The sequence below is a fragment of the Azohydromonas sp. genome (genome assembly GCF_035325925.1).
Lineage (GTDB): Bacteria > Pseudomonadota > Gammaproteobacteria > Burkholderiales > Burkholderiaceae_C > Calidifontimicrobium.
This window is the reverse complement of sequence record NZ_DAOKZA010000016.1, coordinates 29459-50483: the sequence shown is the minus strand read 5'-3', so window position 1 is coordinate 50483 and position 21025 is coordinate 29459. Positions and strand designations below refer to the sequence as shown.

Annotated in this window: 18 protein-coding genes; 4 read left to right on the top strand and 14 right to left on the bottom strand. The window is 73.1% G+C overall.

All coding sequences use genetic code 11. The features are described from left to right. Positions 1 to 3 precede the first annotated feature (3 nt). Both dacB and PKC53_RS08190 read left to right on the top strand, forming a co-directional pair. A complete protein-coding gene (dacB, locus tag PKC53_RS08195; protein ID WP_324427976.1) occupies positions 4 to 1449 on the top strand; it encodes a D-alanyl-D-alanine carboxypeptidase/D-alanyl-D-alanine-endopeptidase in 1446 nt (481 codons plus the stop codon). Positions 1450 to 1459: 10 nt separating this feature from the next. After that, positions 1460 to 1729: a SemiSWEET transporter gene (locus PKC53_RS08190; protein ID WP_324427975.1), complete on the top strand. Its 270-nt coding sequence runs from the start codon at positions 1460 to 1462 to the stop codon at positions 1727 to 1729. Between the two features lie 105 nt (positions 1730 to 1834). Here the strand turns inward: PKC53_RS08190 and PKC53_RS08185 are convergent, their stop codons facing one another. Genes PKC53_RS08185 through purE form a run of 4 tightly spaced genes read right to left on the bottom strand, consistent with a single transcriptional unit; the run spans position 1835 to position 5519 of the window. Next, positions 1835 to 2830, bottom strand: coding sequence for an SGNH/GDSL hydrolase family protein (locus PKC53_RS08185; protein WP_324427974.1), 996 nt, complete (start codon positions 2828 to 2830; stop codon positions 1835 to 1837). 48 nt (positions 2831 to 2878) lie between these two features. Then, positions 2879 to 3859 carry an L-threonylcarbamoyladenylate synthase gene (locus PKC53_RS08180; protein WP_324427973.1) on the bottom strand — a complete coding sequence of 327 codons (981 nt, stop codon included), beginning with the start codon at positions 3857 to 3859 and terminating at the stop codon, positions 2879 to 2881. Further along, positions 3859 to 5052: a 5-(carboxyamino)imidazole ribonucleotide synthase gene (locus tag PKC53_RS08175; protein WP_324427972.1), complete on the bottom strand. Its 1194-nt coding sequence runs from the start codon at positions 5050 to 5052 to the stop codon at positions 3859 to 3861. Before PKC53_RS08175 ends, PKC53_RS08180 begins: the two co-directional genes overlap by 1 nt. Continuing rightward, positions 5049 to 5519 (bottom strand): 5-(carboxyamino)imidazole ribonucleotide mutase, encoded by a 471-nt coding sequence (gene purE / locus PKC53_RS08170; RefSeq protein WP_324428005.1) that lies wholly within the window; start codon positions 5517 to 5519, stop codon positions 5049 to 5051. Before purE ends, PKC53_RS08175 begins: the two co-directional genes overlap by 4 nt. Before the next feature lie 134 nt (positions 5520 to 5653). Here purE and PKC53_RS08165 point away from each other — a divergent pair, with 134 nt between their 5' ends. Next, positions 5654 to 6601, top strand: a complete 948-nt coding sequence (locus PKC53_RS08165; RefSeq protein WP_324427971.1) for a tetratricopeptide repeat protein — start codon at positions 5654 to 5656, stop codon at positions 6599 to 6601. 94 nt (positions 6602 to 6695) lie between these two features. Here the strand turns inward: PKC53_RS08165 and PKC53_RS08160 are convergent, their stop codons facing one another. The 8 genes from PKC53_RS08160 to PKC53_RS08125 all read right to left on the bottom strand — a co-directional run bounded on the left by PKC53_RS08160 (position 6696) and on the right by PKC53_RS08125 (position 18082). Further along, on the bottom strand, positions 6696 to 7805 hold the full coding sequence (locus PKC53_RS08160; RefSeq protein ID WP_324427970.1) for a hypothetical protein: 1110 nt from the start codon (positions 7803 to 7805) through the stop codon (positions 6696 to 6698). A gap of 4 nt (positions 7806 to 7809) precedes the next feature. Then, the gene (locus tag PKC53_RS08155; protein ID WP_324427969.1) at positions 7810 to 8730 is read right to left on the bottom strand and encodes a phosphoribosylaminoimidazolesuccinocarboxamide synthase; all 921 of its coding nucleotides are present in this window, start codon (positions 8728 to 8730) and stop codon (positions 7810 to 7812) included. Between the two features lie 12 nt (positions 8731 to 8742). After that, on the bottom strand, positions 8743 to 9807 hold the full coding sequence (fba, locus tag PKC53_RS08150) for a class II fructose-bisphosphate aldolase (RefSeq protein ID WP_324427968.1): 1065 nt from the start codon (positions 9805 to 9807) through the stop codon (positions 8743 to 8745). A 171-nt stretch (positions 9808 to 9978) separates the two neighbouring features. Continuing rightward, entirely contained in the window at positions 9979 to 12378 is a 2400-nt protein-coding gene (gene ppsA, locus PKC53_RS08145) for a phosphoenolpyruvate synthase (protein WP_324427967.1), read from the bottom strand. A 196-nt stretch (positions 12379 to 12574) separates the two neighbouring features. Next, the gene (locus PKC53_RS08140) at positions 12575 to 14749 is read right to left on the bottom strand and encodes an exonuclease domain-containing protein (RefSeq protein ID WP_324427966.1); all 2175 of its coding nucleotides are present in this window, start codon (positions 14747 to 14749) and stop codon (positions 12575 to 12577) included. Then, positions 14746 to 15126 carry a response regulator gene (locus tag PKC53_RS08135; RefSeq protein ID WP_324427965.1) on the bottom strand — a complete coding sequence of 127 codons (381 nt, stop codon included), beginning with the start codon at positions 15124 to 15126 and terminating at the stop codon, positions 14746 to 14748. The genes PKC53_RS08140 and PKC53_RS08135 overlap by 4 nt, the downstream gene beginning before the upstream one ends. Next, on the bottom strand, positions 15123 to 17870 hold the full coding sequence (locus tag PKC53_RS08130; protein ID WP_324427964.1) for a sensor histidine kinase: 2748 nt from the start codon (positions 17868 to 17870) through the stop codon (positions 15123 to 15125). The genes PKC53_RS08135 and PKC53_RS08130 overlap by 4 nt, the downstream gene beginning before the upstream one ends. Before the next feature lie 2 nt (positions 17871 to 17872). Beyond that, positions 17873 to 18082: a hypothetical protein gene (locus PKC53_RS08125; RefSeq protein ID WP_324427963.1), complete on the bottom strand. Its 210-nt coding sequence runs from the start codon at positions 18080 to 18082 to the stop codon at positions 17873 to 17875. A 220-nt stretch (positions 18083 to 18302) separates the two neighbouring features. Between PKC53_RS08125 and rpoH the strand changes: the two genes are divergently transcribed. Then, positions 18303 to 19217: an RNA polymerase sigma factor RpoH gene (rpoH, locus tag PKC53_RS08120; protein ID WP_324427962.1), complete on the top strand. Its 915-nt coding sequence runs from the start codon at positions 18303 to 18305 to the stop codon at positions 19215 to 19217. 264 nt (positions 19218 to 19481) lie between these two features. Here the strand turns inward: rpoH and PKC53_RS08115 are convergent, their stop codons facing one another. Together PKC53_RS08115 and cyoE are read right to left on the bottom strand one after the other, a co-directional pair. Then, positions 19482 to 20105 (bottom strand): SCO family protein, encoded by a 624-nt coding sequence (locus tag PKC53_RS08115; protein ID WP_324427961.1) that lies wholly within the window; start codon positions 20103 to 20105, stop codon positions 19482 to 19484. Further along, entirely contained in the window at positions 20102 to 21022 is a 921-nt protein-coding gene (gene cyoE / locus PKC53_RS08110) for a heme o synthase (RefSeq protein WP_324427960.1), read from the bottom strand. The genes PKC53_RS08115 and cyoE overlap by 4 nt, the downstream gene beginning before the upstream one ends. Positions 21023 to 21025 lie beyond the last annotated feature (3 nt).

Sequence of the window (21025 nt, the reverse complement as noted above, 5' to 3'; positions counted from 1 at the left end):
CGCATGCCCCTCGGACGCGCCCCGGTCCACGCCCTGTCGCGCCGCCTCGGCGGCCTGGCGCTGGCCGCCGCGGCGGCGGCCGGCGCCGCGGCGTCCGCCGCGACGGGGCTGCCGCCCGAGGTGGCGCACGCGCTGCAGCGCGCGCGCGTGCCCGCCGACGCGGTGTCGGTGGTCGTGCAGGAGGCCGGCAGCGGCGCGCCGGTGCTGCAGCTCAATGCGCGCGAGGCGGTCAACCCGGCATCGCTGACCAAGCTGCTGACCACCTTCGCCGCGTTCGACCTGCTCGGCCCGGCCTGGACCTGGCGCACCGGCGTGTGGCTCGACGGCAGCGTGCGCGACGGCGTGCTCGACGGCGCGCTGGTGATCCGCGCCAGCGGCGACCCGACGCTGACCATCGAGCGCGTGTGGCTGCTGCTCGAGCGCGTGCGCCAACTCGGCGTGCGCGAGATCCGCGGCGACATCGTCACCGACCGCAGCGCCTTCGCCGAGCCGCAGGGCACGCCGGCCGACTTCGACGGCGAGTGGCTGCGCCCGTACAACGTGCAGCCCGACGCGCTGCTGCTGAACTACAAGGCGGTCACCTACCGCTTCGTTCCCGACGCGGCGCGCGGCGTCGCGCGCGTCGCCGCCGAGCCGGCGCTCGACGGGCTGGCGGTCGACCCCGAGGTGCCGCTGGCCGACGGCCCCTGCGGCGACTGGCGCGCCGCGCTGAAGGCCTCGCTCGACGACCCGCAGCGCGCGCGTTTCGCCGGCAGCTTCGCCGCCGGCTGCGGCGAGCGCGCCTGGCCGGTGGCCTACGCCGACCCGGCGAGCTACAACGCGCGCTTGCTGCGCGCGCTGTGGCGCGCCGGCGGCGGGCGCCTGGGCGGTGGCGTGCGCGACGGCGCCGCGCCGGCGCGGGCGCCGACCTTCGAGTTCGAGAGCCCGCCCCTGGCCGCGGTGGTGCGCGAGATCAACAAGCACAGCAACAACGTGATGGCGCAGCAGCTGTTCCTGACGCTGGCGGTGCAGCCGGGGCAGCCGGCGACGCCGGCGGCAGCGCGCGACGTGCTCATGCGCTGGGCCGCCGACCGCTTCGGCGAGCCCGAGGGCGTGTTCCGGCTCGACAACGGCTCGGGGCTGTCGCGCGAGACCCGGCTGACCGCGCAGTCGCTGGCGCGGCTGCTGCAGATCGCGTGGAGCAGCGCGGTGATGTCCGAGCTGATGTCGTCGCTGCCGGCCAGCGGGCTGGACGGCACGCTCAAGCGCTCTCGCACGGCGCCGGGGCGCGCGCACCTGAAGACCGGATCGCTGCGCGACGTCGCCGCGGTGGCCGGCTACGTGCTCGGCGCGAGCGGCCGGCGCTACGTGCTGGTGTGCGTCGTGCAGCACCCGAACGCCGGCGCGGCGCGCCCGGCGATCGACGCGCTGGTGGACTGGGTGCTCGGCGACGCCGCGCGCCGCGACTGAGCCGGCGCCGATGGCCCTGGCCGACTGGCTCGGCTACGCGGCGGCGACGCTGACCACGCTGGCGTTCGTGCCGCAGGTCTGGCTGAGCCTGCGCACGCGCGACCTCGGCGGCGTGTCGCTGGGCATGTACGCCTGCTTCGCCGCAGGCGTGGCGCTGTGGCTGGCCTACGGCATCGTGCTCGGCGCCTGGCCGCTGATCGTCGCCAACGGCATCACGCTGACGCTGGCGCTGACCATCGTCGCGCTCAAGCTCGCGGCGTCGGCGCGCCGCCGGCGCTGACCCCGCCACCGCGTCTCCCGCGTGCCGGCCGCCGCCCGCCTGCCTGCCTGACCCCCTCGGCGGACGCGCCGGGGGCGCGTCGTGCGCGGCCCGGCCCCGAGGTGTTCAGAACGGGTTGTTGCGCACGCGCGAGAGCGCCACCAGGCCCAGCCGCGCCTGGCCGGTGGGGCCGAGGCGCAGCGTGTCGGCCCACAGCCAGGTGCTGTCGGTGGCGTCGCCGACCAGCGCGCCGGCGGCGTTGGTGCACGCGAGCAGCGCCGCCGGCGAGGTCTCGGGCGGCGTGGCCGCATTGGCGCACGCCGCGGCGGTGACGTTGCGCAACCCGAAGCTGCCGGGATAGCGCACCATCAGCTGCAGTTGCTCGTCGGCGAAGACCATGCCGATCAGGCGCCCGTCGTTGATCACCTCGAGGCGCAGGCCGCGGTTGAACGCCTCGCTCAGCCGGGTCAGCAGCGCGGCGCGGTCGGTGTCGATGTGCGCGGCTTTCTCGACCAGCGCGTAAGGCGTCAGCCCGAGGTCGGGCACCGTGAACACGAGCACCACGGGCCCGCCGGTGGCCACGCGGTTGAGCGTGCGCGCCAGCGCGCGCCCGCGCGCCTCGAGGTCGGCGACCAGCGCGGCCTCGCCGCGCGCCGCGTAGGCGGCGTACAGCTCGAGCACGTCGTGCATGCCCACCATCACCGTGACCAGGTCCTTCGACGCGGGCGCGTCGGCGGCCAGGTACGCGTCGATCGCGGCCTGCGCGTCGGCGGAGCGAGCGCCCGCTGCGGCACGCATCAGCGCGGTGGCAGCCCGGTCGTCGCTGCGGCACTCGGCGAACACCAGGCCCAGGTTGCGCGCCACCTCCTGCACCCAGTTCGGGTTGCCGGCGCAGGCGACGGCGCCGGCGGCGTCGAGGTCGTTGATGCCGTACTTGCGCCCGTCGGCGGTGATCACGCTGTGCTCGTCGCCGAACACCAGCATGCGCGACGGCTCGAAAGGATCGACGGTGTCGCCGCCGCCGCAGGCGGCCAGCACCGCGGCGGCCAGGGCAGCCAGCCACGCGCGCAAGCCCGCGCGGGTTCGCGAATGGCGGGAGGAGGCGAAGGCGTTGGGGTTCATGCGGGAGGCGTCGCGGGTGCGGGGGCTGGAAGGCGGGTTGCGGCCGGATCAGGCCGCGGCAGCGCGCTGCAGGCGGTCGCGCACGCCGTCCCACGCGGGTTCGTCGGGCGGCTGCTCGACCCAGATCTGGTCGACCCCCGCGGCGTCGAGATCGCGCAGCGTCGCGAACAACTCGCGCGCCGCGTCGTCGGCCCGCGCCGGCATGCGGCGTTGCAGCGCCGCGACCGCGGCGGGGCAGGCCGAGCGCGAATATACCGCCTGCCGGCTGCCGGCCGGCGCCGCGCGCAGCGCCTGCGCGAGCGCGTCGGGGTCGGCGAACAGGCGCAGCCGCGCACGCGGCGCGTAGTGCGACGCCAGTGTGCCACTGGCGCGCGGTGCACCGCCGTCGCGCGCCGCGAGCGGCACGCCGGCGGCGGCCTCGATGCGTTGCGGCGTCAGCATGCCCGGGCGCAGCAGCACCAGCACGCCGCGGGTCAGGTCGACGATGGTCGACTCGATGCCCACCGGGCAGGCGCCACCGTCGAGCACCGCCAGCGCCGGGCCGAACTCGGCCTCGACGTGCGCCGCGGTGGTCGGGCTCAGGCGGCCGAAACGGTTTGCGCTCGGTGCGGCGACGCCCGGCACGCCGAGCGCCGCGGCGCGCCGCAGCAGTTCGTGCGCCACCGCGTGCGCCGGGCAGCGCAGCCCGATGCTCGCCTGCCCGCCGGCCGCCGCGCCGGCCACGCCGTCGCGGCGCGGCACGATCAGCGTCAGCGGCCCCGGCCAGAACGCGGCCATCAGCCGCTCGGCGAGCGGGTCGAGGCGCGCGGCGAAGTGCGCAGCGGCCGCGGCGTCGGCGACGTGCACGATCAGCGGATGGTCGGCCGGCCGCCCCTTTGCGGCGAAGACCTGCGCCACCGCGGCGTCGTCGTCGGCGCGCGCCCCCAGCCCGTAGACGGTCTCGGTCGGAAACGCGACGAGTTCGCCGCCGGCCAGCCGCCGCGCGGCGTCGCCGATCGCCGCCGGATCGCGGGCGTCGAAGCGCGGCATCAGGCGTCGGGCAGCGGCGGCAGGCCGAGCAGGGCCGCCGCCTGCGCGGCCACCTCGCGCGCGGCGTCGGCCTCGGCGGCGGTGACCGTCAGGTGCCCCATCTTGCGCCCGCGCCGCGGCGACGCCTTGCCGTACAGGTGCAGGTGCGCGCCCGGCAGCGCAAGCACCGCGCCCCAGGGCGGCGTGCGCTCGGCGCCGGCGGCGTCGAACCACAGGTCACCGAGCAGGTTGAGCATCAGCGCCGGCGAGTGCAGGCGTGGGGCAACCAGCGGCAGGCCGGCGGTGGTGCGCACCTGCAGGTCGAACTGCGAGACGTCGCAGGCGTCGATCGTGTAGTGCCCCGAGTTGTGCGGACGCGGCGCCATCTCGTTGGCCGCCAGCGTGCCGTCGGCGAGCACGAAGAACTCGACGCACAGCACGCCGACGTAGTCCATCGACGCGGCGACGGCGCGCGCCGCGGCCACTGCGCGCTCGGCCAGCGCCGGCGCGACGCCGCGCGCTGGCACCTCGGTGACCGCGAGGATGCCGTCGCGGTGCCAGTTGCGCTGCAGCGGGAAGACGACCTCGGCGCCGCCGGCGTCGCGCGCGACGATCACGCTGACCTCTGCGGCCAGCGCCAGCTTCTTCTCGAGCACGCAGGGCACGCGAGCGAGCGCCGCCCAGGCCTCGGCCAGCGCCGCCGGCGTGTCGACAGCGACCTGGCCCTTGCCGTCGTAGCCCAGCGTCGAGGTCTTGAGGATCGCCGGGAACAGCGCGGCGTCGACCCGGTCGAGGTCGGCGTCGGTCTCGATGCGCGCATACGGCGCGCACGGCACGCCGGCGCGAGCGAACTGCGCCTTCTCGGCCGCGCGGTGCTGGCACAGCGCCACCGCGTCGGCGCCCGGCGAGACCGGGCGGTGCGCGCCGAGCGTGAGCAGCGCCGCCGCGGGCACGTTCTCGAACTCGACGGTGATCGCCGCGCAGCGCTGCATCAGCTGCGCCAGCCCCTGCTCGTCGAGGTAGCCGGCCTCGACGTGGTAGTGCGCGACCAGCCCGGCCGGGCTGGTCGGGTCGGGGTCGAGCACCGCGGTGAAGTAGCCCATCGCCTGGGCGGCCTGCACGAACATGCGCCCGAGCTGGCCGCCGCCCATCACGCCGAGCGTCGCCGGTCGGCCGTCGGCGCCGGTGCTGCCGGGCAGGATCGCCCGCCTCACGGCCGGCCCAGCTGCGCGGTCATCGCGCGCGCGTCGTCGGTCTGCCGCGCACGGAAGGCGGCGAGGCGCCCGCGCAGCGCGGCGTCGCCGTCGGCGAGCATCGCCACCGCGAACAGCGCCGCGTTGGCCGCACCGGCCTCGCCGATCGCGAAGGTCGCCACCGGGATGCCCCTGGGCATCTGCACGATCGAGTACAGCGAGTCGAGCCCCTGCAGGTGGCGGCTGGCCACCGGCACGCCGAGCACCGGCACCGGCGTCTTCGCCGCGAGCATGCCCGGCAGGTGCGCCGCACCGCCGGCGCCGGCGATGATCGCGCGCAGGCCCCGGCCGGCCGCCGCCTCGGCGTAGGCGAACATCTCGTCGGGCATGCGGTGCGCCGACAGCACGCGCACCTCGTGCGCGACGCCGAAGTCGGCGAGCAGCCGCGCCGCCGCCTCGAGCGTCGCCCAGTCGCTCTTCGAGCCCATCACGACGCCCACCAGCGGCGCGGGCGTCGTCGCGGCAGCGGCGGCGTCGCTCACGGGGATGCTCCACAATGCAGGAAAACCTCGAATTGTAGGCGTCGCGCTTCCCGCTGCGCCCGACCTTTGAAAGCCCGTCCATGATCGACATCACCCTGCAGAACTTCGAAGCCGACCTGATCGCCGACTCGATGAAGCAGCCCGTGCTGCTCGACATCTGGGCGCCGTGGTGCGGGCCGTGTCGCACGCTGGGGCCCACCCTCGAGAAGCTCGAGGCCGCCTACGGCGGGCGCTTCAAGCTGGCCAAGCTCAACAGCGACGAGCAGCCCGAGATCGCCGGGCAGCTCAGCCAGGCGTTCGGCGTGCGCTCGATCCCGTTTTGCGTGCTGTTCGACAAGGGCCAGCCGGTCGACGGCTTCGTCGGCGCGCTGCCCGAGGCGCAGGTGCGTGCCTTCCTCGACCGCCACGTGCCCAGCGCCGAGGCGATGCAGGCCGAGGCGCAGACCGAGGCCGCCGAGGAACTGGCCGCCGAAGGCGACACCGACGCCGCGCTGGACCGGCTGCAGCAGGCGGTGGCGATCGACCCGGCCAACGACGCCGCGCGCTACGACTACGTCAAGCTGCTGCTCGAGCGCGGCGAGGTGGCGAAGGCGCGCCAGGCCTTCGAGCCGGTGGCCGGCAAGGTGCTCGCCGATGCGCGCCTTGACGCGGTCGGCCGCTGGCTGGACGCCTGCGAGGCGGCGCCTCGCGCGCGAAGCGCCGACGCGCTGGCCGCGGCGATCGCGGCGAACCGGCGCGACTTCGATGCACGCTTCGAGCTGGCGCAGACGCACTTCGCCGCCGGCCGCTTCACGCAGGCGATGGACGAACTGCTCGAGATCGTCATGCGCGACAAGGCCTGGGGCGACGAGCTGGCTCGCAAGACCTACGTCGCGATCCTCGAGCTGATGAGCAAGCCGCTGGCCAAGGCCGGCGCGCCCGAGGCGGCCAAGGGAGCGCTCGAACTGACCGGCAAGGCCGCCGCCGCGCCGGCCGCCGATCCGGTGATCGACCAGTACCGGCGCAAGCTGAGCATGGCGCTGTTCTGACGCCACCGGCGCGCGGCGAGGCGACGCCGGGCCGACCCGAGGGCCTTCGACGCCCGAGGGATGTGCGCCGGGCGCACTGCGGCGCTGCGGCCGCTCAGAGCCCGGCCAGCGCGTCGTCGAGCAGGTCGCTCAGGCGCGACTGCTCGGCGCGCAGCACCGCCAGGTCGCGCCGCGCGCGGTCACGCAGCGTGTCGGCGAGCGCCGCTTCGCCGAGCGCCCGTGCGACCTGTGCGAGCCGGGCATTGGCGAGCACGCGGTCGTCGAGGTCGCAGCCCGCATCGGCGTCGGGCAGCGCCGTGGCGAGGTCGCGCCGCGCGGCGTCGAGCTGCCCGACCTGCACGCGGCACCACGCGGCGTCGGCCGCCAGCAGCGGCCTGAGCCGCCGCGCGCCGGCGCGCGTCGCGTCGCCGGACCAGCGTTCGTACAGCACCAGCGCCTGCGCCGGCTGGCCCTGGGCGGCCAGCACCTGCGCGTGCAGCAGCGGCACCATGTAGGCCATCGCCGCGCCGCCAATGCCGGCTTCGTACGCGGCAAAGGACTGCACGCACAGCGCCGCCTCCTTCCAGGCCGTGGTCGCGTCGGCGTCTTCCACCGCACCGTCGACGCCCGCCAAACGCACGTTGGCCACCAGCGCCGTCGCACGGTTGTACATCAGCGCGCTGAGCCCGGCGTCGTCGCCGTCGGCGAGCGCGTGCTGGCGCGCGCGGTCGTACCAGGGCTGTGCGCGGTCGAGCCGCCCGGCCCAGTGGTAGGCCAGCGCCGCCACTTGGCAGGCGCGCTCGCGCGCCGCGTGGTGGTCGGCGGCGGCCAGCCGCAGCGACTCGGCCAGGTGCGCGGCCATCTGCGACAGTTCGTTGCGCCCGTAGTCCATGTGCGCCAGCCACGCCGCGGCCAGCGCACGCAGCGGCGCCAGGTGCGCGGCGCCGCTGAGCGCGTGTGCGCGCTGCACCAGATCGCGCGCGCCGGGCGCGACCGCGCCGAAGTGCTCGACCAGCCCCTCGGACAGCGCCAGCCACGCGCTGACTGCGGCCTGCGGCCGCAGCGCGAAACGCGACTTGATGGCGTCGATCTCGCGCCTCGCCTCGTCGAGCCGGCCGAGCCGGGCGATCAGCCCCGCACGTTCGGCGCGCAGGCACGCCGCGTCGACCGGGTCGCGCGCCCGGGCGATGGCGTCGTCGAGCCGGGCGAGCAGCCGTGACGCCATGGCGTCAGCGCAGCGGCGGCGACAGCAGCCGGTTCAGCGCCTCGCGGTACTTCGCCGCGGTGGCGGCGATCACCTCGGGCGGCAGCGCCGGCGCGGGCGCGCGCTTGTTCCAGGGGCGGCCGTCGATGCGCACGGCTTCGAGCCAGTCGCGCACGAACTGCTTGTCGAAACTCGGCGGGTTGTCGCCGCGTTCGAGCGCCGCGCCGTAGCTCTCGACGGGCCAGTAGCGCGACGAGTCGGGCGTCAGGATCTCGTCCATCAGCGTCAGCGTGCCTTGCTCGTCGAGGCCGAACTCGAACTTGGTGTCGGCGATGATGATGCCGCGTTCGAGCGCGTACGCCGCCGCCTCGGAGTACAGCGCGATCGACACGTCGCGCACGCGCACGGCGAGGTCGGCGCCGACGATGGCCGCGGCCTGCGCGAACGTGATGTTCTCGTCGTGCGCGCCGGCCTCGGCCTTGGTCGCCGGCGTGAAGATCGGCCGCGGCAACTGCTGCGCGTTGCGCAGCCCCAGCGGCAGCGCGACGCCGCACACGGTGCCCGACTCGCGGTACTCCTTCCAGCCCGAGCCGGCGAGGTAGCCGCGCACCACCGCCTCGATCGGCAGCGGCTTCAGGCGCTTGACGAGCATCGAGCGGCCGCGCACCTGCTCGACCTCGTCGGGGGCGACGACGGCAGTCGGCTCGTCGCCGGTCAGGTGGTTCGGCACCACGTGCGCGAGGCGGTCGAACCAGAACAGCGCCATGCGCGTGAGCAGTTCGCCCTTGCCGGGGATCGGCTCGCCCATCACGACGTCGAACGCACTCAGGCGGTCGGTGGCCACCATCAGCAGGCGGTCGGCACCGACCGCGTAGTTGTCGCGCACCTTGCCGCGCGCCGCCAGCGGCAGCGAGTGCAGGCGCGTCTCGAGCAGGGCGTCGGACATCGTGCAGTGCGCTCAGACCACCGTCTGCGCGAGTTCGCCCTTGGCGTAGCGCTGCGCCATCGCGGCCAGGCCCAGCGGCTTGATCTTGCCCGCCTGGCCCTCGCAGCCGAACTCGAGGTAGCGCTGCTTGCAGATGCGGTACGCGGCCTCGCGCGCCGGCTTGAGCCACTCGCGCGCGTCGAACTTCTCCGGGTTCTCGGCCATGAACTGGCGCACTGCGCCGGTCATCGCCAGGCGGATGTCGGTGTCGATGTTGATCTTGCGCACGCCGAACTTGATCGCCTCCTGGATCTCGCTGACCGGCACACCGTAGGTCTCCTTCATCTTCCCGCCGTACCGGCGGATCTGCTCGAGCAGGTCCTGCGGGACCGACGACGAGCCGTGCATCACCAGGTGCGTGTTCGGGATGCGGCGGTGGATCTCCTTGATGCGGTCGATCGCCAGGATGTCGCCGGTGGGCTTGCGCGTGAACTTGTAGGCGCCGTGGCTGGTGCCGATGGCGATCGCCAGCGCGTCAAGCTGCGTGCGCTTGACGAAGTCCGCGGCCTGCTCGGGGTCGGTGAGCAGTTGCTCGCGCGTCATCGTGCCCTCGGCACCGTGGCCGTCCTCCTTGTCGCCCTTCATCGTCTCGAGCGAGCCGAGGCAGCCGAGCTCGCCTTCGACCGTGACGCCGAGCTCGTGCGCCATGTCGACGACCTGCTTCGTGACGTCGACGTTGTAGTCGTAGCTGGCGATGGTCTTGCCGTCGGCCTGCAGCGAGCCGTCCATCATCACCGACGAGAACCCGAGGTCGATCGCCCCCTTGCACACGTCGGGGCTCTGGCCATGGTCCTGGTGCATCACCAGCGGCACCTGCGGCCACTGCTCGATCGCGGCGAGGATCAGGTGCTTGATGAACGGCTCGCCGGCGTACTTGCGCGCACCGGCGCTGGCCTGCAGGATCACCGGCGCGCCGACCTCGGCGGCGGCGGTCATCACCGCCTGCACCTGCTCGAGGTTGTTGACGTTGAACGCAGGGATGCCGTAGCCGTGTTCGGCGGCGTGGTCGAGCAGCTGGCGCATCGAGACGAGGGGCATGGCGGACTCCTGGAGGGTGATGGGACCGGGTCGCCAGGCCGCCGCGCCCGAGGCCGGGCACCACGGCCTGTCACTGCGACGTCACTGCCGCGATTCTAGCGACGGGGTCGGTCGCGCAGCGCCGGGCGCGCCTCGAGCGCCCCTCGAGCGTCCCTCGCCCCGGGGAGCGCCTCAGTCGCGCGGCGCGCGCCCCTGCGCCTGCTCGATCTCGTGCACCGCCTGCATCGTCTTCAGCACCCGGTCGGGCGTCAGGCTGATGCTGTCGATGCCCAGCTCGACCAGGTACTTTGCGATCTCGAGGTGGTCCGAAGGCGCCTGGCCGCAGATCCCGCTGTGGCGCCCGTTGCGCCTGGCGCCCTCGACGGCGAGTCTGAGCATCTTCAGCATGCCGGGGTCGCGCTCGTCGAAGCTCTCGGCGACGATCGCGCTGTCGCGGTCGACGCCGAGCGTGAGCTGCGTCAAGTCGTTGCTGCCGATCGAGAAGCCGTCGAACAGCTGCGCGAACTCGTCGATCAGCAGCACGTTGTTCGGGATCTCGCACATCACGTAGACCTCCAGGCCGCCCTTGCCGCGCTCGAGTCCGTGCCTGGCCATGACCTGCAGCACGCGCCGCGCCTCGTCGAGCCGGCGGCAGAACGGCACCATCAGCTTCAGGTTGGTCAGCCCCATCGCCTCGCGCACGCGGCGCAGCGCGATGCACTCGAGCGCGAACGCCTCCTCGTACGCCGGGTGCACGTAGCGCGCCGCGCCGCGGAAGCCGATCATCGGGTTCTCCTCGTGCGGCTCGAAGTCGCGCCCGCCGAGCAGCGCCGCGTACTCGTTGCTCTTGAAGTCCGACAGCCGCACGATCACCGGGCGCGGCCAGAACGCCGCGGCGATCGTGCCCACGCCTTCGCTCAGGCGCTCGACGAAGTACGCCGCGCCGTCGGCGTACTGCGCCCACAGCGCCTCGACCTGCGCGCGCACCGCGTCGTCGCGGATGTGCTGCGGATGCAGCACCGCCATCGGGTGCACCTTGATGTACTCGTTGACGATGAACTCCATGCGCGCCAGCCCGACGCCGTCGCACGGCATCTGGCTGACCTGGAACGCCAGCTCGGGGTTGCCGAGGTTGACCATGATCTCGGTGGCCGGCTTCTTCAGCCCGGCCAGGTCGCTGACGTCCTTGTGGAACGGCAGCGCGCCGTCGTAGACGCGGCCCACCGCACCCTCGGCGCACGACACGGTGACGGTATCGCCGTCCTTCAGCGCTTCGGTGGCACGCTCGGCGCCGACCACCGCCGGAATGCCGAGCTCGCGCGCGACGATGGCCGCGTGGCAGGTGCGCCCGCCGCGATTGGTGACGATCGCCGCCGCGGTCTTCATCACCGGCTCCCAGTCGGGCGTCGTGGTGTCGGCCACCAGCACCTCGCCGGGGCGGAAGCTGCTCAGCGCGTGCGCCCCGACGATGCGGCGCACCGCGCCGGTGGCGATCTTCGCGCCCACCGCGCGGCCCTGCGCGCGCACCGGGCCCGTGCCGTCGAGCACGTACTCCTCGAGCACGTTCACGCGCTTCTGCGACGCCGCCGTCTCGGGCCGCGCCTGCACGATGTACAGCGCCCCGTCGGGGCCGTCCTTGGCCCACTCGATGTCCATCGGACGGCGATAGTGGTCCTCGATCGCGATCGCCGCGCCGGCGAGCTCGAGCACGTCGTCGTCGCTCAGGCAGAAGCGCGCGCGGTCGGCCTTCGGCGTCGGGCGGTTGACCACCGGCTCGCGCGTGCGCCCGGTCGCGTAGACCATGTGCACCTGCTTGTCGCCAAGCGTGCGCCGCACCACCGCGCGGTGGCCCTGGCGGTAGGTCGGCTTGTGCACGTAGAACTCGTCGGGGTCGACGGCGCCCTGCACGACGTTCTCGCCCAGCCCCCACGCGGCGGTGACGAAGACGAAGTCGGGGTGGCCGCTCTCGGTGTCGATGGTGAAGATCACGCCGCTGGAGGCGAGGTCGCTGCGCACCATCTGCTGCACCGCGACCGACAGGTAGACCTTGAAGTGGTCGAAGCCCTGGTCGGTGCGGTAGCTGATCGCGCGGTCGGTGAACAGCGACGCCTGGCAGCGCTTGACGGCGTCGATCAGCATTTCCTCGCCGCGGATGTTCAGGTAGGTGTCGTGCTGGCCGGCGAAGCTGGCGGTGGGCAGATCCTCGGCGGTGGCCGAACTGCGCACCGCCACGCTCAGGTCCTCGCCGAAACGCGCCTTCATCGCGCGCCACGCCTCGCGCAGTTGCTGCTCGACGGCCTTGGGCATCGGCACGCCGTAGACGATCTCTCTCGCGCGCGCGCCGGCGCGCGCCAGCGCATCGGTGTCGCGCTTGTCCAGCCGGTCCAGCAGCGCGTGCAGCTCGCCCCAGGCGCCGGCGGCGTCGAGCGCGTCGCGGTACGCCTGCGCGGTGACGGCGAAGCCGTCGGGCACGCGCACGCCCAGCGGCAACAGCTCGCGGAACATCTCGCCCAGCGAGGCGTTCTTGCCGCCGACCAGCGGCAGGTCGGTCAGCGACAGGTCGCGGAACCAGCGGATGTAGCTCGTCGTCATCGGTACCTCTGGAAGTGGATGCTCGGCGGGCCCGATGCTCGGCCGCCCGGGACCCGCGCAACTTGAGCCTTGTCAAGCGATGCTGCCGTGGCGAGCGCGTCGTTCGCTGCGGCCACGGCCGAGGTGGCAGGCCGGCCGCCGCGGGCGACTGCCGACGCGCCCGCCGGCAGGTCGCGGCGCGGGCGGCGCCGACGCCTCAGTAGGTGATGCGCGCGTAGTAGGTGCGCTGCGACGCCTCGCGCGCCTGCCCCAGCGTGTGGATGCCCCGCTCGGCGAGCAGCGGGATCAGGCGCAGGAAGATCTCGGCGGTGACCATCGCGTCGCCGAGTGCGGTGTGGCGGCCGATCACCGTCACGCCGAAGCGCTCGGCGATCGCCTCGAGGCGGTGCGACTCCTGGTTCGGGTGCACGACCGCCGACAGCAGCAGCGTATCGAGCACCGGCTGGTCGAAGCGCACGCCGGTGGCCTCCTCCTTGAGCTGCAGGAAGCGCATGTCGAAGGCCGCGTTGTGCGCCACCAGCACGGTGTCCTGCGCGAACGCGTGGAACGCCGGCAGCACGGTGTCGATGGCCGGCTGGCCAGCGACCATCGCCGGCGTGATGCCGTGGATCGGGATCGTCGCCGGCGGGATCGGCCGGCGCGGGTCGACGAGCTGGTCGAAACACTCGCCCTTGAGCAGGCGGCCGTTGACCAGCCGGGTCGCGCCGATCTGGATGATCTCGTCGCCCGCCGAGGGCTCGAGCCCGGTGGTCTCGGTGTCGAACACCGTGTAAGCGAGTTCGGCGAGCCGCCGGTCGTCGAGCGCGCGGCTCGACTCGCTGACCGCGAACAGGTCGAAGTCGTAGTACTCGGGGCGGCTGTCGCTGCGCACGAACGTGGCGGCGTCGACTTCGCCGCTGCCGCGCGCCAGCGGCAGCAGGAAGCGGAAGAACGCGAGGTGCCGCACGCGTTCGCGCTCGAACCAGAACTCGCCACCGTGGCGCTGCACGACGTCGCGCACCGTCAGCGGGCTGGTCTCGGCACCCAGGCGCATCGGGTCGGTCTCCCAGCCCATCACGGTCTCGGTGCTCATCGCCTGGCCGGTCCAGGCGAGGTCGAGGTGCGCGCGCGCCTCGCCAGCAGCCTGCAGGCGCAGCTGCACCAGCGCGATGCCGTACTCGTCGCGCAGCCGTCCGGCCAGGTAGGCCAGCGCCTGCAGCAGCGAGAAGCTGTCGAGCGTGAGCCACAGCGACGCGTCGACGTCGTTGGCGTCCACGCGCAGCCCCGCGGCCTGCAGTCGGCGCTGCGCCGCGGCCACGAGGTCGGCGCCGAGCATGTCCTCGAGCGGCCAACGCGTGGCCAGCCCCTGCGTGGCCTGCGCCGCCGCGTCCTGGATGCGCCGGCTCAGCGAGCGCGTCTCGTCGCGGATCACGCCGAGGAAACGCTCGCGCGTGGGTGCGTCGACCGCGTCGTCGTCGAGCAACTCGACCGCCGCCTGCAGATTCGCCAGCGAAGCGCGCGCGCCCTCGGTCAGTCCGTGCAGCACGCGGTCGCGCGCCGACTCCTCCTCGAACTCGCGCGTGATGTTGTCGAGCATCAGCACGAAGCCGTTGATCGGTGCGTCGGCGCCTTCGGTCACCCCGTGCACCGGCGCCATCTGCACGCGCAGCAGCTGGCCGGCGCGCGTGGTGGTGACGAACTGCGCCACCGGGTGCAGCGCGCCGCGCGCCAGGCGCTGCTGCACGCTGTCCAGCGCGTGCGCGACGAGCTTGCGGTCGAACACGGTGTAGATCGAGCGCCCGAGCCCGATCAGCTCGGCGCCCGCGGCGACGCTGGGCGCCGCCGACAGCGCGCGGAACTGCACGCGTGCGCGGTTGTTGTACAGCAGGACGCGGCCGTCGAGGTTGCACACGACGACGCTCTGCGTGAGCTCGCTCATCAGCGCGGCGAGCCGGTTGCGTTCCTGCTCGACACCGCGGCTGGCCTCGGCGACCTGCGCGGCCATCTCGTCGCGCAGGCGGTCGCGCTGGCGCACCAGGTCGTTGACCACCTGCGCCAGCGCACGCACGTCGGCGCCGCCCTCGCCCTCGATCTCGCGCTGCGCGTCGCTGGTCAGCAGCACCTGCGCCTGCTCGAGCAGCCGCGCCGGCGGCGCGACCCAGCGCCGGTGGACCCACTGCGCCAGCGCCACGGCGGCGCCGACCAGCCCCAGCGCGGTCAGCACGAACAGCCCGGCGCGCGGCTCGAGCAGGCTGCGCAGCGCCTCGCGTTCCTGCGCCTCGAGCGTCGAGGCAAGCAGCCATGCAGTCAGCGCGACCCACCCCGCGGCCAGCGCGGCGGCGCCGGCGCCGGCCGCGACGAGCCAGCGCGCGCGCCGCGCGTCGGCCCTCACGAGCGCGCCTCGAGCATCTCGCGCACTTTCTGCACCAGTTCCTTGGTCGAGAACGGCTTGGTCATGTAGGCGTCGGCGCCCACGCCCAGCCCCTTGGCGACGTCGGTGTCGCGGCCCTTGGCGGTGAGCATCAGCACGCGCACGTCCCTCAGCGCCTCGTCGGCGCGCAGCGCCTGGCAGACCTCGAAGCCGGTGCGCTTGGGCATCATCACGTCGAGCAGCACCAGCGCCGGGCGCTCGCGCCGCAGCACCTCGATGGCCTCGTCGCCGTCTCGCGCGACGAGCACCTCGTAGCCTTCGCGCTTCATCAGGAACTCGAGCGAGACGAGGATGTTCGGCTCGTCGTCGGCGATCAGGATCTTGGCGGGTGGGCTCATGGCGTCGGCTCGTCTGCGCTGGCCGCCGGCCCGCTCGAGGGTGCCGCGGCGTGGGTCCAAGGTAGGGTGAAGGCGAAACAGGCGCCTTGACCTTGGTCAGGTCGAAGCTCCATGCGTCCGCCGAAGTGCTCGACGATCTGGCGGCTGATCGGCAGCCCCAGCCCGGTGCCCTGCGGGCGGCCGCGCGCGTCGTCACCCTGGCGGAACTTCTCGAACACCTGGTCGCGCAGCGCCGCCGGCACGCCCGGGCCGTTGTCCTGGACCTCCACCGTCAGCCCCTGCGGGTCGGTGCTCAGCCGCAGCTCGACGCGCCCGCCGATGTCCGGCACGAACTTGGCGGCGTTGGTCAGCAGGTTCATCAGCACCTGCATCAGGCGGTCGCGATCGGCGCGGATCACCGGCGCGTCGTCGGGCAGCGACAGGCGCAGCGTCGCACCGCGCTCGTGTAGCAGTTCGGCGACCGTCTGCGCCGCCTGCTGCACCAGCGCCCTCATGTCGACGTCGGTGTTGTGCCACTGCGCGTGGCCCGACTCGATCTTCGCCATGTCGAGCACCTGGTTGACCAGACGCGTCAGGCGCTCGGTCTCGGCGACGACGATGCCGAGGAAGTGCTGGCGCTGCGCTGCGTCCATCTGCGGGTCGTCGAGCATCAGCTCGGCGAGCGCGCGGATCGAGGTCAGCGGGGTGCGCAGCTCGTGCGTGACCGACGACATGAAGTCGTCCTTCAGCCGGTCCAGGCTCTTGAGCTTGTCGTTGGCGGCGCGCAGGTCGGCGGTGACCTGCTCGAGCTCGCGCGAGTAGGCGCGCAGCTGCGACGCCTCATCGAGGATGCGCATCACGTCGTCGAGTTCGAGCGCCTCCTCCTCGACCACCGAGGCGACCATCACGCGTGCCGACGCGCTGCCGATCGCGCCGGCAATCTGCGTCTCGACGAAGTGCACCAGCCGCGCGTCGGCGACGATGCGATCGACGCCTGCGGCGCCGACGCGCCGCGCGTAGCCCTCGAACAGCCGGCGCGCCCGATCGGCGCCGAGGAAACGCGCGGCCAGCGCCTGCAAGTCGGCGACCTGCGCGCGTCCGCGCCAGAACACCGGTCGGCCGTGCGAGGTGCGCTCGAACACGTCGACGAACAGCAGCGCCTGGCTCGTCTCGGCGGCGCGCGGCGTGCGCGCCAGCGACACCCCGACGTACAGCCCGACGTTGGCCAGCAGGCTCCAGAACAGCGAATGCGTCAGGTAGTCGAGGCCGGACAGCCCGAGCAGTTGCTCGGGGCGCAGCAGCGCGATGCCGAAGGGCCCCCGGTCGACGAAGTCGGTGGCCCACCAGCCGGACTTCGCGATCGAAGGCAACATCAGCGTGTAGACCCACAGCACGAAGCCGGCGGCCAGCCCGGCCAGCGCGCCGGCGCGCGTACCGCCCTTCCAGTACATGCCGCCGAGCACCGCGGGCGCGAACTGCGCCACCGCGGCGAAGCTGATCAGCCCGATCGACACCAGCGCATAGGCCTCGCCGGCGAGGTGGAAGTAGACGTAGCCGAGCAGCAGCACGACGACGATGGCCACGCGCCTCACCGCCAGCAGCAGCGAGGACAGGTCGCGCCTCGCCGCGAAGCGTGCGCTGCGCAGCAGCAGCGGCATGACCAGGTCGTTGCACACCATCGTCGACACCGCGATGGCCTCGACGATGATCATCCCGGTGGCCGCCGACAGGCCGCCGATGAACACCGCCAGCGCGAGCATCGACCGGCCTTCGGCCAGCGGCAGCGACAGCACGAAGGTGTCGGCGCCGACCACCGCGCCCGGACCGAAGTGCAGCAGCCCGCCCAACGCGATCGGCAACACGAACAGGTTGATCGCCAGGAGGTACGCCGGGAACACCCACGCCGCGCGTTTCAGGTGGCGCTCGTCGACGTTCTCGACGACCATCACCTGGAACTGCCGCGGCAGGAAGATCACCGACAGCATCGACAGCAGCGTCAGCGCGAACCACTGCTCGTAGGCGAACGACAGGCCCTGGCCGAGCGTCAGCAGCGCCTTCAGCTCGGGCACCGCCAGCGCGCGTGCGAACAGGTCCCCCGGGCCGGCGAACAGGCCCCAGGTGACGAACACGCCCACCGCGAGGAACGCCAGCAGCTTGACCAGCGACTCGAACGCGATCGCCGCGACCATGCCCTCGTGGCGCTCGGTGCTGTCGAGGTGCCGGGTGCCGAACACCATCGTGAAGCCGGCCAGCGCCAGTGCGGTGTAGAACGTGCCGTCGGCCCACCAGGGGCCGCGTTGCGGCAGCGCCTCGCCCAGCGGCGTGGTCAGCAGCGCGTAGCCGCCGGCGATCGCCTTGAGCTGCAGCGCGATGTACGGGACGATGCCCACCAGCGTGATCAGCGCGACCAGCCCGGCCAGCGTCGGGCTCTTGCCGTAGCGGCTGGCGACGAAGTCGGCGATCGACGTGATGCGGTAGGCGCGCGCGATGCGGATCATCTTGCGCACGACCATCCACGCGACCGCCATCGCCAGCGTCGGCCCGAGGTAGATCGGCAGGAACCACACGCCGCCGGTGGCGGCGCGGCCGACGCTGCCGAAGTAGGTCCAGGCGGTGCAGTACACCGCCATCGACAGCGCGTACACCCAGGCGTTGCCGATCACCGAGCGGCCCGCCGCGGCGCGCCGGTCGGCCCACCATGCGACGCCGAACAGCAGCAGCAAGTAGGCGAACGACGCCCCGAGAACCAGCGCGACCGACAACACGCTCAGGTCCCGCCGTCGTCGCCGTCGTGCTCGACGGCCCAGGCGACGGCGGCAATCAGCGCGGCCCAGCCGATGAACAGCGCGGCCGGGAACAGCGGCAGCCCGAACAGGGTCACATCGCGGTCCCACAGCGCCAGCAGCGGGAAGTTCAGCAGCACCCAGCCGCCGGCGAACAGGGCGACCAGGCGTTGCGCGGCCAGGCCTTTGAACACGCGTGTCTCCGACGGGCGCGGCTCGCGGCCGCGTTCTGGGGTTGTCGGCCCGATTCTGACGCGCGCGCTGACCGGTGGCTGACGTCTTCGCCGTCAGTCGCGGCGCGACATTCGCCGCGCCGCCGGTGGTTCGGTGGGCACGCGCTTTAGCACTCTCGACGCGCGAGTGCTAATATCCACGGAACCGAGAACCCCGGGGGGTGATCTACTGGACATGAACATGACTGCCAACGCCGTCGTCGTGCGCGATCCCTGGGCCCTGGTGCCCTCGCTGGGGAATCTGGACGCTTACATCAGCGCGGTCAACCGCATCCCGCTGCTGACCGCACAGGAGGAAGTGGACTTCGCGCGTCGCCTGCGCGAGCACGGCGACGTCGAGGCCGCCGGTCGGCTGGTGCTGTCGCACCTGCGGCTCGTCGTGTCGGTGTCGCGCCAGTACCTGGGCTACGGGCTGCCACAGGGTGACCTGATCCAGGAGGGCAACATCGGCCTGATGAAGGCCGTCAAGCGCTTCGACCCGGCGCAGGGCGTGCGGCTGGTCAGCTACGCGCTGCACTGGATCCGCGCCGAGATCCACGAGTACATCCTGCGCAACTGGCGCATGGTCAAGGTGGCGACGACCAAGGCACAGCGCAAGCTGTTCTTCAACCTGCGCTCGCTGAAGCAGTCGCTCAAGGGCGACGCCGCCGACGCCGACACGCACCGGGCGACGCTGACCTCGGCCGAAGTCGCGACGGTGGCGCGCGAGTTGCGGGTCAAGCCCGAGGAAGTGCTCGAGATGGAGACGCGCCTGGCCGGTGGCGACGTCGCGCTCGAGGCGCAGGCCGACGACGGCGAGGAGAGCTTCGCGCCGATCGCGTACCTGGCCGACGAACACCACGAGCCGACGCGGCTGATCGAGGCCCGCCACCGCGACCGCCTCGCCGGCGACGGACTGCAGCAGGCGCTCGGGGTGCTCGACGCGCGCAGCCGGCGCATCGTGGAGCAGCGCTGGCTCGAGGTCAACGACGACGGCTCCGGTGGCATGACGCTGCACGAGCTGGCCGCCGAGTACGGCGTCAGCGCCGAGCGCATCCGCCAGATCGAGGTGGCGGCGATGAAGAAGATGCGCAAGGCGCTCGCCGAGTCGGCCTGAACGCCGGCGCAGCGCGCACGCGACCGACGGCTCCTGCGGGAGCCGTCGACCGTTCAGGAGGCCGCGCGACGCGCCGGCACCAGGCAGGCGCCCAGCCGCGTCACGCTGGAGGCGCCGCCGTCACGCAGCGGCAATCGAAGGCCGAGGCAGCCCAGGTGCGCCGCGCCCTGCGGCCAACATGCGCGCGACGGCGCAGGCCATCCCCGGCCCGGGCGTGACGGCCGGCACGACGGCGGCGACCAGGAAACCCGCCAGGGACAAGGGCTAGCCCTTTGCCTCGGCCAGCAGCAGCTTCAGGTCGTCGGCGAGCGCCTTCGCGCCGCTGCCGTATCGGGTGAAAAGCCGCAGCCGACCTTCGGCATCGATCACGTACGAACCGGCGGTGTGGTCCATCGTGTAGCTGCTGTCGGTCTTGCCCGGCACCTTCGCGTAATAGACCTTGAACTCGCGGGCCGCGGCCTGCGTCTGTTCGGCCGTGCCGTGCAGCGCGACGAAGCTCGGGTCGAAGCTGGCCATGTAGGCCTTCAGCACCTCGGGCGTGTCGCGCTCGGGGTCGACGGTGACGAACACCCCCTGCACGCGGTCGGCGTCGGCGCCCAGCGAGCGCTTGACCTCGGCCAGTTCGGCCAGCGTCGTCGGGCACACGTCGGGGCACTGCGTGTAGCCGAAGAACACCACCGTGACCTTGCCGCGGAAGTCGGCCAGCGTGCGCGGGCGGCCGTCGGCGTCGGTCAGCGACAGCTCGCGCCCGTACTCGGCGCCGGTGATGTCGATGGCCTGGAACGCCGGCTTGCCGCCGCCGCCCAGGCCGGGAACGCGGTCGCAGCCGGCGACCAGCAGCAGTGCCGATGCGGCGGCGGCACACAGGACGAGGCGACGGGGAATCATGCGAGCCATGGCATCAGGTAGTGGTCGAGCAGCAGCGCCGCGAACAGCAGCGACAGGTGCCAGATGGAGAAACGGAAGGTGCGACGCGCCAGCGCATCGCTGTACTCGCGCCACAGCCGCCATGCCAGCGCGATGAACGAGGCGCCGAGCACGACCGCGGCGGCGAGGTAGATCCACCCGCTCATGCCGTGCACGAACGGCAGCAGCGTCGCGGCGAACAGCACGAAGGTGTACAGCAGCACCTGCAGCCGGGTGAACTCGGCGCCGTGCGTGACCGGCAACATCGGCAGGCCGGCACGGCGGTAGTCCTCGGTGCGGTACAGCGCCAGCGCCCAGAAGTGCGGCGGCGTCCACAGGAAGATGATCAGCACCAGCAGCAGCGCCTCGGCGCCGACCTCGCCGCGCACCGCGGTCCAGCCCAGCAGTGGCGGCATCGCGCCCGACGCCCCGCCGATGACGATGTTCTGCGGCGTCAGCGGCTTGAGCACGACGGTGTAGATCACCGCGTAGCCGACGAAGGTGGCGAAGGTCAGCCACATCGTCAGCGGGTTGACCGCCCAGTAAAGCAGCGCGCTGCCGGCGACGCACAGCAGCGCCGAGAACGCGAGCGTCTGCGTGCGCGTCAGCTCGCCCTTCGCGGTGGGGCGCCACGCGGTGCGCGCCATGCGCGAGTCGATGCCCTCCTCGATCAGGCAGTTGAACGCCGCCGCCGCCGCCGCGACGAGCCAGATGCCGGCCACCGCGGCGAGCACGATCCGCCAGTCGGGCCACCCCGGCGTGGCCAGCAGCATGCCGATCAGCGCGCAGAACACAATCAGCTGCACGACGCGCGGCTTGGTCAGCACGTAGTACTGGCGCCAGCGCGTCCCCGTCGGGCGCAGCGCGGCCGCGGCGGCTCGGTCGGGCGGAGCGGTCATCGG